Genomic DNA, 13029 nt, shown 5'->3' on the forward strand with positions numbered 1-13029 from the left:
TCGCAGATCCAATGATCCCGAACGCATGCTCAATCCCGTGCATCTGCAAAACCTTAACAAACGCCTCTTCCGTCGTCATCTTCATCTGAGTTCTTCCTTGTCTTTTCAGGGCGCCGAAGCCCCTGTGAGTTACAGTATTTCGTCTTTGAGGTAGTAGCCGACATACGCCATACGCTGTCCCAGTCGACGGAAAGGCGTCAGGATGCCGTGGCTCGGCAATGGGGAGGTGAAGATCGGCAGTTCAAACGCCTTGTCCTTCTGGCCGGCAACCAACTGCGCCATGCGTCGTCCGGCCTGGGCCGAGTACATGACGCCATTGCCGCCGTAGCCCATGGCATAGAACACGTTCTGATCTGGATCGGGCCGAAAAATGCGCGGCATCATGTCGTGGCTGACATCAACCCAGCCCCACCAGGAGTAGTCGAGGTTGATATCCTCGAGCGCCGGGAACTTGCGGGCAAGTCCCTTTTTCAGCAAGTCCAGATGTTTGCCGTTCTCGGCATCACGCCCTGTTACGGCGCTGCGGCTGCCGATCTGCATCCGATTGTCCGGGAGCAGGCGGTAATAGTGGCGCAGCGTGCGCGTGTCGGTCAGGGGGGATCTGGTCTGAATACCGCATTCATCCAACTCGGCCCGGGTCAGAGGCCGAGTTACCATCGAATTCGACAAGATCGGCATCAAGCGGTGCCTGGTGCGGTTGTTGAGTCCCGGGGGTGTATAACCGGCCGTTGCCAAGGCCACCGATTTCGCGCGCACAATACCACCCGGCGTCCGCAGATGATGCACTCTGTCCTTGGTTTGCCACCCCATGACCGGGCTGCCGGTGTGGATTTTCACCCCCAGCCTGCGCGCCATGTTGACATAGCCAAAAGCCAGCTTGCCGGCGTGGATACACGTTCCGTCCGGCTCCCACATCGCGCCTGCGGCTTCCATGTCGCGCACGTGGTTTTCATGCAGTTCGTCCCGGGAAATGATACGCGAGCCGTAGCCGAACACGTCGTTCAGCAGCTTGCACTCTTTCTTGAGCGACGGCATGACCTTTTCACGGTGCGCGATATAGTAATGGCCACCCGGCTGCGGTTCGCAGTCGATGTCATCCGACGCGATGAGATCATTGAACAACTCGAAAGCTTCGGTGACTTCGGCGTGCATGCCCTTGGCCACATCCGTGCCCCAGCGCTGAATCCATTGCGACCGTTTCAGCCGCCCGGATGAGATCTGGGCCTGCCCGCCATTGCGCGTCGAGCATCCCCAGGCCACGGTATTCGCTTCAAGAACAACTGCCTGGATTCCGTGTTCCTTGGCAAGGTGAATGGCGGTGGACAGGCCGGTATAACCCGACCCGATCACCACCACATCCGCATCCATATCGCTGGACACCGGACCATCATCGGCCGGGGGCGTACCGGCCGTTCCGATCCAGTATGTGGGCGCGTGGTCGCGATTGTGACCAGGACCCGCATCGATGATGGGGTCATATTTCGGGTCATAGCTGGCCTTGGGCCAATGACGCGGGATGCTTTTGTCCACCATTCTTGTTTTTCTCCGAAGCTGCGCGCAGTGCGGCGGATCAGGCCTTGAACATGGGGCGCGTTTTGCGAAGCGCCTGTTTTACGACGATTTTCCCGTCACGCAGAGTGAACAGATCCGCACCTTCCGCTTCGATCCGCATGCCGTCTGCATCGGTTCCCGAAAACGTCCATTCCGATACGGCGCGATCACCGTGGACAAAGTGGCCGTGGTGATCCCAATGGGCGTCCTTCATGCCTGCCCAGACGCCTGAAAACGCGGCGGCGATAGCCTCTGCTCCTTCGATCTTGTTGCCGTATTTCTCGTCACCGGCCACGGTGTAGAACACGCAGTCGTCGGCGAAGTGGGTCATCACGCCGTCGATGTCGTGGCGGTTGAACGCGTCGAACGTGTCCGCCAGGTCCTGCGCGGTCAGGGTTTTGCTCATTTTGTACTTCCTTGTCAGTGGGGTTGTTACGTTTCGTCCGGATTCGGAACGATCAGTGTCGGTATCTTGGAGCGCCGCAAAACACGCTTTGCGACGGTGCCCAGAAACGTATGCGAAAAGCCGTGATCATGCGCGCCCAGCACGATCAGATCACAGCCCAATTCGACCGAGCGGCGCAGGATCACTTCGGCCGGGTGGCCATCTGTGACCTCGACCGAAGTGACCTGATCGCGAATTCTCTCATCTTCACCATCGAACTGAGCCCAGAACTTGGCTTGCCGTTCGGCCAGAACCTTGCGCACCATCTCGTGACGGCGCGCAACGGCGGTTTTGCGGGTCTCTTCATTCAGGATGAAGATCTCCATCGTGATCTTGGCATCGTCCGACAGTGGCTCATTCACATGCAGCACGTGAATTTCGGCCCCCGTGGCCTGCGCGATGCTGGCGGCATGGCGCATGGCGTGACCCGAGTTTTCGGACAGGTCAGTGGCAAAGAGGATGTTTGTGACCAGTTGTTTCATGTCGTCATCCTTTCGGGTCAGTAGCCGAACAGCCGTGGAAGCCACAGCGACAGTTCAGGGAAGAAGGCGATGATGAAGATCGCGATCGTGTTGGCGGCTGCAAAGGGCAGCGCACGCAACGAGATCTGTTCGATCGTGATGTTCGAGATACCTGACGCGATGAACAGGTTTTCGCCCAGCGGCGGCGTCTGGAAACCGATACCCAGCGTGCAGACCATCACCACGCCAAAGTGGATCGGGTCGATACCCACCGAATAGGCCACCGGCAGCATCACAGGAACCAGGATCAGGATGGTGGCCAACGTCTCCATGAACATGCCGACGAACAGCAGGAAGAAGATGATCAGCGTCCAGATGACATAGAGGTTGTCCGTGAAGCTGAGCATCGAATCCGCGATGATCGCCGGGATCTGGTTTTCCACCAGCAGTCGGCCAAACACCGTCGCGGTGAACAGGATCAGCAGAACACGCCCAGTCAGCCAGGTGGTGGCCTCGAGCGACTGGAACAGCGACTGCCAGGTCAGTTCGCGGTAGATAACCACGCCCACGAACAGGGTGTAGAAGATTGCCACGATTGCCGCCTCGGTCGGGGTGAAGAACCCGGTATAGATACCGCCCAGGATCACCAGCGGCGCCATCAGCGACCAGAAACCGCGATACATTTCGCAGCCCACGTGACGGATCGACCAACCTTCGGAAACGCCCTTGTAGCCGCGCTTTTTCGACATGAAGAAGTTCAGGATCAGCAGGCTGGTGGCGATCAGGAAGGCCGGGACGAATCCGGCGATGAACAGTTTCGAGATTGAAACCGACTGGAACGTACCGAACTTTTCCACGGCTTCCGGCGGCGGCGCCATACCGAGCGCGGCAATGCCGAAGATCACCATCGGGATAGAGGGAGGAATGATAATCCCAAGGCCGCCAGAGGACGCAGTGATCGCCGAGGCATAGCCGCGCTCATAGCCGCGGTCGATCATCGCAGGGATCATCAACATCCCAACGGCCGCGGTTGTTGCCGGGCCCGAGCCCGAAATGGCGCCGAAGAAAAGACATGCCATGACCGTCGCAGCCGAAATACCGCCGGTGAAAGGACCGGCCAGGCTTTCAGCAACATTGATCAGGCGTTTCGAGATACCGGCGGCCTCCATCAGGGCCCCGGCAAGAATGAAGGCAGGCAACGCCATCAGGGGGAAAGCACCCACCGAGGTAAAGGCGATTTGCACGAATTTGATCGGGTTCTCGTCCAGGTAGAGGAATGAGACCAGCGACGCCACACCCAGCGCCACCGTGATCGGCGCGCCAATGAGCAGCAGAAACAGGAAAGACCCAAACAGGATTGTGACGATTTCGGATTCCATGGTTTATCCCCCTGCCCTTAGGATTTCTTTGCTGCTTCAGTCGCAGCTTTGATTTCGTCGAGGTCGATCTGATCAGGATCGTGAATATCCTCGCCCTTGATAAGGCGGCGGTAATTCACCTGAATGATGCGGACGGTCATCAGCGCAAACGCGATGGGCAGCACCATGTAGATGTACTTCATCTCGATACCCAGGGTCTGGGACTTCCAGAACTTGTTCATCTTGTTGAAGACAAAATCCGTCGCCAGATACAGGAAGTAGACATTGAAGAAGAGCCAGAAGAGATCGGCGAAGGCTTCGATGTATTTGATCGAGCCATCGGGCAGGAACTTGAACTGGAATGTCACGCGGTTATGCGCACCTTTCAGAGCGGCGTAACTTGCGCCGAAATAGACGAACCAGACGAACATGTAGACCGAAAGCTCCTCGATCCAGCTGATCGAAAAGCCGAAGACTTCGCGCGCGATGATCTGCACGAACAAAAGGCAGACGAAGCCGGATAAGAGGATCCGGCAGATGACACTTTCTATGTTGTCCAGAAATTTCCAGAACATGTGGTTTCACTCCTCCCTGAAATGAGAAGAGCGCCGCAGCGCTCTTCCCGGTATCGCCGTGCGACGATTATTGCTGGACCGGCTCGCGGCCGATGGCTTCGAGAACTGCATTCAGTTTCTCGACACCACCAATGGACTCGTAGAATTGCGGCCATACAGCTTCGGTCGCCAGTTGAATGAACTCGGCTTCGTCGTTCTCGGGGTCGATAATTTCCATCCCCTTGGCCGTCAGCTCTTCCTTGATGGCTGCTTCCGAGTCCCGCAGGAACTGGGCCGAGACCTGAGTGGCTTCCTGCCCTGCTTCCAGGATCATTTGCTGTTCCTCTTCGGACAGGTCCTGGAACACGGCTTCCGAGATGATCAGCGGTTCGATCGAGAAGATGTAACGCAGGTTGGTGACGTGGTCCTGAACCTCGTAGAACTTCATCGCATTGATCGTCAGGTAAGGGTTGTCCTGACCGTCAACCACTTTGGTCTGCAGGCCGGTGAAGGTTTCCGACCAGGCCATCGGGGTCGGGTTGATGCCCCATGCCTTGTAGGTTTCGATCATGATTTCGTTTTTGGGAACGCGAATGATCAGGTCCTGCAAATCCGCAACCGATTTGACCGGCTTCTTCGAGTTCGTCAGACGGCGGAAACCGGTATACGTCCAGCCGATGATGCGGACGCCGGCATCACGGATGGTGTTTTCGATCAGTTCCTGACCGATTGGACCCTGGGTCAGTTTTTCGGCATCTTCCAGGCTGAGAATAACATAGGGCAGAGTGAAAACCCCGACCGAGGGCGAGAATGGCGTGATGTTGTTGATTGCCAGCAGAGACATATCGAGCGTGCCGATGGCGGCCTCGTTCACGGTGTCCTGCTCGGAACCGAGCTGACCGTTCAGGAACAGCGTCGCGGTGTGCTCACCACCTGATTTTTCTTCAAGCGCTTTTACGAAAGCGAGCCCCAGCGCCTCTTGAGCGCTGCCCGCGCTGTCGCCGACAGCGATCTTGAAATTCTTCGCCTCGGCCGTGCCTGCAACCATCAGTGCGGCAACGGAAACGGCTGCGCTGAAAGTGCCAAGCTTTTTGATAAATGACATGGATTTCCTCCCATTTGTCGTGTTTCGAGGTGCGCGCTGACCTGGGGAGAAATAGGCCAATCCGATTCTACCTCGGCGACACGAAGCTAACTTGCCAAAATGGTTTCGTCGTTGTTAATATTTGCGCGAAAGGTTTCATTAATCTCAAACATACGATATGAGTCAGAACAAACTTGATACCCGGATCGGCGACACGGACATCCGTCTGCTGCGCGTGTTCAAAACCGTTGCGGAAAGTGGTGGTATCACGGCCGCCGAGATCGAGCTGAACATCGGAAAATCGACGATCTCGAAACACTTGTCTGATCTGGAACTGAGGCTTGGCCTGAAGCTGTGCAACCGGGGGCCGTCAGGGTTTTCACTGACGGAAGACGGCGAGAAGGTGCTGGCGGCGGCAGAAGACCTGCTTATTTCCGTGGCGCAGTTCAGAACCGAGGTCAACGAAGTCAAACAACAACTGGCCGGCAGTATTCGCGTGGCTTTGTTCGATCAATGTACAACCAACCCCGAAGCCCAACTTGCCCGCACCATTCACAAGTTCAATGAGGCCGCACCGGCGGTTCACATCGAGCTGTCGCTGGAACCCCCAAACGTGATTGAGACAATGGTCATCACCGGGCATCTGGATGTCGGCATCATCGCTTTGCACCGACCATCGGCAAGCCTGGATTACACACCGCTCTACGGGGAAAACATGTTCTTGTACTGTGGGCAGGAACACCCCCTGTTTGACCGGTCGGATCCAGAATTGAAGCTGAGTGTTCTTCGCAAGTTCAACTATGCCGGTCTGAATGTGAACTCTCCAAATCTTATCGTTGGTCAACAACTGGGGTTTCGACGTGCGGCCAAAGTGCAGAACGAACAAGCCCTTGTCATTCTGATACTGTCAGGTCGCTACCTTGGGTTTCTTCCCGATCATCTGGCGCAGGAATTTGTCGAACAGGGGCTTATGAAAAAGGTCCTGCCCAAAGAGATCAAATACAGAACCCGTTTCGCGGCCGTGGCCAGAAAACAACCTGCGCCAACACGCGTGGCCAAGCTGTTTCTGGAAACTCTAGTAAAGGTGCATTCTCAGGTACAGTAGGAACGCGGACAGGGCGTCTTGTTTCCCAGGCCCAAACCCGCCCGTACCTGAAATTAGCACAAGGCGCGAGACCGCGCGGATCAATCGCAGGCTGCGGTAACGATCATTTCGACCTTCAGAACATCGCGGGCCAGTTTCGCCTCGCCACAGGCACGGGCCGGGGCGTGGCCTTCTGCCACCCAGGCATCCCAGACCGCGTTCATTTCGGCAAAGTCGGCCATGTCCGACAGCCAGATCACACATTGCAGGATGCGCGTCTTGTCGCTGCCAGCCTTGGCCAGAAGGTCCTCGATCTTGGCAAGGATGTCACGGGTTTGATCCGCAACAGTTGCGGCATCGGAAACCTGACCGCACAGATAGGCGGTTCCGTTATGTTTGACGATGCGGCTCATGCGTTTGCCGGTCTCGATCCGAGTGATGGTCACGACTGCTGTCTCCTGTCACGATGGGTATGTTCTGGTTGGGCGATAGAGCGAAACGACGCCAACCGCCAGCCCGGACCTTCAATCATCGAATAATTGCCAGCCTGCTGCGCGGGGGCTTTCAGCCTAATAGCACGCTTATGTCCGGTGCTCGGAGACGTGACAAGCGGTTGCCAGCGCCTTGCGGATAGGACGTTTTCACCGATGCTTTTTCTTTCCTGTCTTGCACTCTTCGGCCAACGCATTTGGTGAAACATTGCGGCCCTGGTTCACAAGGCGTTTTACGGAGATTTCCCATTCTGCTTTCAATCGGCTAAGAGCTCCTCCGCTCGCCCCAATATCGGAGCGCCATATGCCACCCGACACTGCCGAAACGCTGCTTTTTTGCATGCCCGATGCAGGACAGCGAAGTTGGTCGGCTGACGTAAATGGTTTCAAAAAAGGACGGGTGGTCATGCGATGTGCTGCTGCAACCCAATCAGCTGAAACATCTGACGCGGAAGAACAGGATCTGGACCTATTCCGAACAACGGGCAACGGCCACCGAGTTTCATTTGATCTCGCGCCTGAAGGCATGGTCAGGAGAGGAGTTGATCTTTGAGGAAGAGAAAGCGCATGTCATTCCGCGCAATGGAATGTAGTTGAAAACACGTTGGAACAGCAGCGCTGAGACCCGTGGCGGGACTTGCCTTTGCAGTTCTGTCAGCCCAACCGAATGGTCCAGGCCTGCGCGGACATGTTTGGACGGGCCTGTCGTTGCACCATGTGCCGGTCAGAACCCCAAAGCACTGCCGGATTTGATGGTATCCATGGAAACGAAGGTTCTGAACTTTCGAATATTTCCGTTTTCAAAAAACATCCTGCGGGTGAAATCTTCGTATACCGCCATGCTTTCGACGACCACGACAACCATGAAATCCACCTCTCCGGTCACGTAAAAGCATTGCTGGACTTCCGGAGCATTCAGCAGGGTTTTCTTGACGGCATCAATCTCGTCCGGGGTTTCGCTGACCAGTTCAAGTTCAACGAAGATGGTAAGCTGAAGACCCACGGCCGCCGGGTCAACGACGGCCACATTGGCTCGTATCACGCCCTCGGCCTCCATCCGGCGGATACGGCGCTGCACCGAGGGTGCGGACAGATTTACGGCCTCGCCAATCTTGTGCTGCGTGGTTCTGTTGTCTTGTTGCAGAATCCGCAGGATCGCGCGGTCAAAGTCATCCAATTGCGTCATGTGAAAGAAACTTGCATCTCCGGCCACCAACTAGAGCCCTTTTTTCAGGTCACTTGCAATAAACTTGTTTCACACATGTGAAGCAACACGTCGAAGGGGAAGTTTTGCCGTGACAGCATTGACAGAACGTCTGCGTGCGTTGCGACACGAGTTCCATCGCAACCCCGAGCTTGGATTTCAGGAAGTCCGGACCAAGGCCCGGATTGCCGGGCATCTGCACAACCTGGGCATCGAGGTGTTTGAAGGGGTCGGTGTCGTGGGCGTCTTGAAGGCGGGCAACGGCAATCGCGCCATCGGGTTGCGCGCGGATTTCGACGCGCTGCCGATCACCGAAGTCAACACGTTTGCGCACAAGTCGCAGAACGAAGGTGTCATGCATGCCTGTGGCCACGATGGCCATACGGTGATGCTGCTTGGGGCCGCCGAATTGCTGGCCATGGATCCGGCGTTTGACGGCACGGTTGTCTTTCTGTTCCAGCCCAACGAAGAGCATGGGCTTGGGGCAAGGGCGATGATCGATGGAGGGGTTTTGCGGACCTTCCCGATTGATGAGGTTTACGGCGCGCACAATCTTCCGGGAGAGCCTGTTGGGCGGGTTTCCACCCGCGCCGGCGTGATCTGTTGCAGTGAAAGCCTGTTCGAGATCACGATTACCGGTCAGGGCGGTCATGCCTCGATGCCGCATGTCGGGCGCGAAACGATCACGCCTGCGGCGGAACTGGTATTGGCCCTGCAAACCATCGTTTCACGCAAGCTTGCACCTTCATCCGGCGCCGTGGTGTCGGTGACCGAGTTCATCACCGACGGGCAGCGCAATGTGCTTCCGGGGCGCACTGTTCTGAAAGGTGACGCGCGGGCCATGTCACCGGAAGACCGCAAGTTGATCGAGCGCAGCATGCGCCAGATCGCAGCCGGTGTGGCCGAAAGCCATGGCGTCGAGGTGAGTGTGGATTTCCGCACCGCATTCATCGAGGCAAACAATGATGCCGATGCCGCATCGCATGTCGTTGCAGCGGCTTCGGCCATGGGTCTTGAGGTGGACGGTGACCGCTCTGCCATGTCTTTCTCGGAAGATTTTGCCGAATTTGCCGCCGTTGTGCCCGGGTGTTTCCTGCTTATCGGCAACGGGACCGAAGGATCAAATGGCCGACCGCTGCACTCGGCTGATTACGATTTCAACGACGAACTGCTTCCGCTGGGCGCAGAACTCTGGGCAGAGCTGGTGCGGCAGCGCCTGCCGCTGACCCCCTGACAGGATACACGACCATGACAGAAATCATCGCCCATCAGGCAGGCAGGCCGAGCTTCGGCCCCGCTGCCGAAACCGTTTTGACACAACAGGATTTCGATCGCGCAGCAAGGGAAATCACCCAATGGGAGGGGTATGCGCCAACGCCTCTGCATTCTTTGCCCGCGTTGGCAGCCGCGATCGGCGTCGCTGAGGTTCACTACAAAGATGAAGGTCCCCGGTTTGGTCTTGGAAGTTTCAAGGCCTTGGGGGGGGCCTTTGCCGCCTTGCGCGTTCTGCAACGTGAAATATCGCGCCGGACCGGTCAGGACGTGTCGTTGGAAGATATCCGAACTGGCCGCTGCGCCGACATGGTTGCCAGTATCACGCTTGTTTCGGCAACCGATGGCAACCACGGTCGGTCCCTCGCGTGGGGGTGCAAGCGGTTCGGCGCGCCTTGCCGGATCTACATTCACGCCGAAGTCAGTGAAGGCCGCGCGCTGGCCATGCGCGAACTCGGGGCCGACGTCGTGCGCATCGATGGAGACTATGACGCCTCGGTGGATCAGTGCAGGCGGGAAGCCGACGAGAACGGCTGGTTCGTGGTTTCGGACACATCCTGGCCAGGCTACACCGACCCGCCGCGCGACGTGATGTCGGGCTATGGCGTCATGGTCAAGGAAGTCGTGGATGCAATGGATACGGCACCGACGCATGTCTTTCTGCAAGGCGGAGTTGGAGGGCTTGCCGCGGCAGTTGCGGCAGCTTTGCGTCAGGCCTGGGGTGATGCCGCGCCGCGCGTCGTGGTCGTGGAACCGCATCTGGCGGCGTGCTTGTTCGAAAGCGCAAGGCAGGGGCAAGCCGCGTCCGTAGATATCAACGAAGAGACCATCATGGCGGGTTTGTCCTGCGGGGTGCCGTCTCCGATGGCGTGGGAGGTTTTGCACAGCGAAGCCTCGGACTTTCTGGCAATCGACGATCAACTGATACCGCCCACCGTCCGTCGCCTGGCGCGTCCGCAAGGTAGTGATCCGGCGATCGAAGCCGGAGAGAGCGGCGCTGCCGGATTGGCTGCATTGATCGAAGCAGCTGACAACCCCGAGCTTTTCCAGAAGCTTGGGTTGACGCCGCAGTCTCGGGTTTTGACGATCGGTTCCGAAGGCGTGACGGATCCCGATATCTATGCCCGGATCATTCAAGGCGACGTGTAGCTCAGCCCAAAGCCCAGTTGCAATGGGCCCTGGGACGGTTGAATCCGACATGGTGGCCTGCAACGGAGAAGTTCCATCAAACGACATCCCGATGTCGTAGGAGTTGTATACAGGCCAGACCCGCATCAGTAGCGGTTGGCTATGTTACGCGCGTTAAACGAAAACTGGGCGCTATTCCTAGGGATGTTCATGCTGATGGTTGCCAACGGTCTGTTGGCGACGTTGCTGACGATCCGGGGGGCCAGTCTGGGCTTTAGTGACTTCACGATTTCCGTCATGCAGGCAAGCTATCCTTTAGGCGCGCTTGCGGGGACAGCACTTGCCCCGAGGCTGGTCGAAAATGTCGGGCATATTCGGGCATTTTCGGCCCTCGCCTCGCTGGTTTCGATTGCGGCCATCGTGCATCTGTTGACCAGCGACGCGATCAGCTGGAGCGTGATGCGTCTGTTGGGCGGGTTTTGTTACCCGGGACTTTACGTCATCACCGAAAGCTGGCTGAACGCGAAATCCGAGAACAACATGCGCGCTCAGGTTCTGTCGCTGTATTTCATTATCCAGCTTGCCGGCCCGGCGCTTGGCACCGCCATGGTCGGCTTTCCCGACCCCACCGGGAACCTGCTGTTCGGGCTTGTTTCCATCCTGATTTCGCTTTCGATCGTGCCGCTTCTTCTGTCGGGCAACAAGGCGCCGGAATATGCCGTGCCGGAACGCATGTCAGTTCCGGTGCTGTACAAGGTTTCGCCCATCGCAGTCATCGGAATCGTTCTGGTCAGCATCGGTGTCGCGGCGTCCTATATCTCGTTGCCGCTTTATGCGTTGCAAAACGGCTTTACGACGGCGCAGGCGTCAGGGGCGCTGGTGGCGGCGCTGATCGCCGGTGCGATGGTGCAATACCCCGTCGGCTGGCTGTCGGATCACACAGACAGACGCTATGTGGTCATCGGGCTGGGTGTCGTTACGACCCTGTCCAGTCTTTGGATGGCCATCGATACGTCGCCGTCTCATATCGTCTATGGTTTCGTGCTGATCGCAATCGGGCTGTATCCCGCGTATTCGATCCTGACGGCGCATGCCAATGATCAGCTCAAGCTGTCTCAGATCGTTCCCGCCAGTGGCACGATGGTGCTGCTGCTGAATGTCGGCCTGCTGGTGGGAACCATGCTGGGGCCGAACTCTATCTCATTGTTCGGCGGGCGCGGTCTTCCGTTTCTTCTGGCGGCCATCGGTATTGCGGTCGCCCTTTTCGCGTTGATCCGGCGTGTTCAGGTGGCCGCGCCCACCGACACCGGCGATGTGCAGGTCGTGGGGATTATCGGCACCGGGCAACCCGGGGTTTTGCAGGCCGAAACCTGGGTTCAAGAGGAAGAATCCCGGACAGACCCGGACTGATCCCAAGGGTTCAAAGCATAGGCTGTTTCATTCGCGTCCGGCGCGACGGACGTCATGCCGATGCGGCGGTCAAACCGAGATCGAAACCGCCTTTGATGCACCGGACCATTCTGCACCGCAGGACCCCGTCAGAAATCCGTCGCTCAAGCGAATACCAGGATCAGTGCCACGCAGGGCGCGCTCCACTTCTCCTTGGCGAAGATCACCGTCGATACGTTTTCGATACAACTCGCACAGCTGAAGGAATCCGCCAGATTGCGGCGACAGACGCAACGCCGAGATGCCAGCCTGTTTCAGAAGGTCGATCTGATGATCCGTACAGGCATGGCTGTCTGACAGGGTCTGCACACCGTTCATGGCCATAAAGGGCTTGCCGTCGCCGGTCAGAACGTCCAACCCGTCGGGATCGTCTTCGCAGGCAAACTGGCAATTGTCCTTGCTGCGCCCATGCAATCGCGCGTGGTAACAGCGCCCTGAAATGGCCAGCGGCAACCTGCCATGCCCCCATATTTCGATCGCGACGTCCAAGTCCGAGGCAGCTTGCGCCAGCGTTTTGACCGAAGCGATGGGCAATTCCGGCGGAAGACAAACCCGGCGCGCACCCCGAGCAGCCAGCCATCTCAAAGTGCCTTCGTTGTAGACATTTACCAACGGGCCAACGGCAAACGTGCAGGTGCCGGGCAAATGTGCCAGCGCGGTCAGATCGTTGATCTCGACCATGACGCCCATTCCTGCAAGCTCAGCGGTAAGTTTGCGCTCGCGTTTCAGGGTCACTAGGGCCAGGCTTGTCAGCGCAACCTCTTTGCCCGCCTCCACCAGCCGGGAAATCGCCGTGGGGATACGATCTTGGTAAAACGGCAAGCGCTTGGAACAGACCAGTTCCCCAAGCACGACGCGGTCGACGGGCGACCGGGCCAGATCATCGTAGAATGCAGCCCAGGTTTCGGCGGGCCAGAAGAACTGGTTCGGGCCTACTGTCAGTTCCAT

The 13029-nt window shown here is 57.7% G+C and carries 15 protein-coding genes; 5 read left to right on the forward strand and 10 right to left on the reverse strand.

Features of this window, described 5'->3' with window-relative positions; all coding sequences use genetic code 11:
- Positions 1-129: 129 nt before the first annotated feature.
- The 6 genes from ACR0A2_RS14575 to ACR0A2_RS14600 all read right to left on the reverse strand — a co-directional run bounded on the left by ACR0A2_RS14575 (position 130) and on the right by ACR0A2_RS14600 (position 5474).
- Positions 130-1533, reverse strand: coding sequence for an NAD(P)/FAD-dependent oxidoreductase (locus tag ACR0A2_RS14575; protein WP_480835731.1), 1404 nt, complete (start codon positions 1531-1533; stop codon positions 130-132).
- 37 nt (positions 1534-1570) lie between these two features.
- A complete protein-coding gene (locus tag ACR0A2_RS14580; protein WP_152460447.1) occupies positions 1571-1957 on the reverse strand; it encodes a nuclear transport factor 2 family protein in 387 nt (128 codons plus the stop codon).
- 26 nt (positions 1958-1983) lie between these two features.
- Entirely contained in the window at positions 1984-2478 is a 495-nt protein-coding gene (locus ACR0A2_RS14585; RefSeq protein ID WP_480835733.1) for a universal stress protein, read from the reverse strand.
- A gap of 17 nt (positions 2479-2495) precedes the next feature.
- Positions 2496-3836, reverse strand: coding sequence for a TRAP transporter large permease (locus ACR0A2_RS14590; RefSeq protein ID WP_171117920.1), 1341 nt, complete (start codon positions 3834-3836; stop codon positions 2496-2498).
- Between the two features lie 17 nt (positions 3837-3853).
- A complete protein-coding gene (locus ACR0A2_RS14595) occupies positions 3854-4390 on the reverse strand; it encodes a TRAP transporter small permease (RefSeq protein WP_152460450.1) in 537 nt (178 codons plus the stop codon).
- A 67-nt stretch (positions 4391-4457) separates the two neighbouring features.
- A complete protein-coding gene (locus ACR0A2_RS14600) occupies positions 4458-5474 on the reverse strand; it encodes a TRAP transporter substrate-binding protein (RefSeq protein WP_152460451.1) in 1017 nt (338 codons plus the stop codon).
- Between the two features lie 157 nt (positions 5475-5631).
- Between ACR0A2_RS14600 and ACR0A2_RS14605 the strand changes: the two genes are divergently transcribed.
- Positions 5632-6558, forward strand: a complete 927-nt coding sequence (locus ACR0A2_RS14605; RefSeq protein ID WP_171117926.1) for a LysR family transcriptional regulator — start codon at positions 5632-5634, stop codon at positions 6556-6558.
- An 80-nt stretch (positions 6559-6638) separates the two neighbouring features.
- Here the strand turns inward: ACR0A2_RS14605 and ACR0A2_RS14610 are convergent, their stop codons facing one another.
- The gene (locus ACR0A2_RS14610; protein WP_480835735.1) at positions 6639-6983 is read right to left on the reverse strand and encodes a RidA family protein; all 345 of its coding nucleotides are present in this window, start codon (positions 6981-6983) and stop codon (positions 6639-6641) included.
- A gap of 195 nt (positions 6984-7178) precedes the next feature.
- Positions 7179-7436: a hypothetical protein gene (locus tag ACR0A2_RS14615; RefSeq protein ID WP_480835737.1), complete on the reverse strand. Its 258-nt coding sequence runs from the start codon at positions 7434-7436 to the stop codon at positions 7179-7181.
- Between the two features lie 5 nt (positions 7437-7441).
- Here ACR0A2_RS14615 and ACR0A2_RS14620 point away from each other — a divergent pair, with 5 nt between their 5' ends.
- Complete coding sequence (locus ACR0A2_RS14620) at positions 7442-7621, forward strand: hypothetical protein (RefSeq protein WP_480835739.1); 180 nt, start codon at positions 7442-7444, stop codon at positions 7619-7621.
- Positions 7622-7752: 131 nt separating this feature from the next.
- Here the strand turns inward: ACR0A2_RS14620 and ACR0A2_RS14625 are convergent, their stop codons facing one another.
- On the reverse strand, positions 7753-8241 hold the full coding sequence (locus tag ACR0A2_RS14625; RefSeq protein WP_480835740.1) for an Lrp/AsnC family transcriptional regulator: 489 nt from the start codon (positions 8239-8241) through the stop codon (positions 7753-7755).
- A gap of 82 nt (positions 8242-8323) precedes the next feature.
- On the opposite strand from ACR0A2_RS14625, the gene ACR0A2_RS14630 reads away from it, so the two are divergent.
- From ACR0A2_RS14630 to ACR0A2_RS14640, 3 genes are all read left to right on the forward strand, one after another.
- The gene (locus ACR0A2_RS14630) at positions 8324-9466 is read left to right on the forward strand and encodes an amidohydrolase (RefSeq protein ID WP_480835741.1); all 1143 of its coding nucleotides are present in this window, start codon (positions 8324-8326) and stop codon (positions 9464-9466) included.
- 14 nt (positions 9467-9480) lie between these two features.
- Positions 9481-10653: a diaminopropionate ammonia-lyase gene (locus ACR0A2_RS14635; RefSeq protein WP_480835743.1), complete on the forward strand. Its 1173-nt coding sequence runs from the start codon at positions 9481-9483 to the stop codon at positions 10651-10653.
- 141 nt (positions 10654-10794) lie between these two features.
- Positions 10795-12042, forward strand: a complete 1248-nt coding sequence (locus ACR0A2_RS14640) for an MFS transporter (RefSeq protein ID WP_480835745.1) — start codon at positions 10795-10797, stop codon at positions 12040-12042.
- Positions 12043-12111: 69 nt separating this feature from the next.
- Here the strand turns inward: ACR0A2_RS14640 and ubiV are convergent, their stop codons facing one another.
- Positions 12112-13029 (reverse strand): ubiquinone anaerobic biosynthesis protein UbiV, encoded by a 918-nt coding sequence (gene ubiV, locus ACR0A2_RS14645; protein WP_480835747.1) that lies wholly within the window; start codon positions 13027-13029, stop codon positions 12112-12114.

This window comes from Ruegeria sp. H8, assembly GCF_056532905.1.

What these genes read in the sequence shown, in the direction of transcription:
- ACR0A2_RS14575 (WP_480835731.1), bottom strand. Translation starts at nt 1,533, where the DNA reads ATGGTGGACAAAAGCATCCCGCGTCATTGGCCCAAGGCCAGCTATGAC.
- ACR0A2_RS14580 (WP_152460447.1), bottom strand. Translation starts at nt 1,957, where the DNA reads ATGAGCAAAACCCTGACCGCGCAGGACCTGGCGGACACGTTCGACGCG.
- ACR0A2_RS14585 (WP_480835733.1), bottom strand. Translation starts at nt 2,478, where the DNA reads ATGAAACAACTGGTCACAAACATCCTCTTTGCCACTGACCTGTCCGAA.
- ACR0A2_RS14590 (WP_171117920.1), bottom strand. Translation starts at nt 3,836, where the DNA reads ATGGAATCCGAAATCGTCACAATCCTGTTTGGGTCTTTCCTGTTTCTG.
- ACR0A2_RS14595 (WP_152460450.1), bottom strand. Translation starts at nt 4,390, where the DNA reads ATGTTCTGGAAATTTCTGGACAACATAGAAAGTGTCATCTGCCGGATC.
- ACR0A2_RS14600 (WP_152460451.1), bottom strand. Translation starts at nt 5,474, where the DNA reads ATGTCATTTATCAAAAAGCTTGGCACTTTCAGCGCAGCCGTTTCCGTT.
- ACR0A2_RS14605 (WP_171117926.1), top strand. Translation starts at nt 5,632, where the DNA reads ATGAGTCAGAACAAACTTGATACCCGGATCGGCGACACGGACATCCGT.
- ACR0A2_RS14615 (WP_480835737.1), bottom strand. Translation starts at nt 7,436, where the DNA reads ATGACCACCCGTCCTTTTTTGAAACCATTTACGTCAGCCGACCAACTT.
- ACR0A2_RS14635 (WP_480835743.1), top strand. Translation starts at nt 9,481, where the DNA reads ATGACAGAAATCATCGCCCATCAGGCAGGCAGGCCGAGCTTCGGCCCC.
- ACR0A2_RS14640 (WP_480835745.1), top strand. Translation starts at nt 10,795, where the DNA reads ATGTTACGCGCGTTAAACGAAAACTGGGCGCTATTCCTAGGGATGTTC.
- ubiV (WP_480835747.1), bottom strand. Translation starts at nt 13,029, where the DNA reads ATGGAACTGACAGTAGGCCCGAACCAGTTCTTCTGGCCCGCCGAAACC.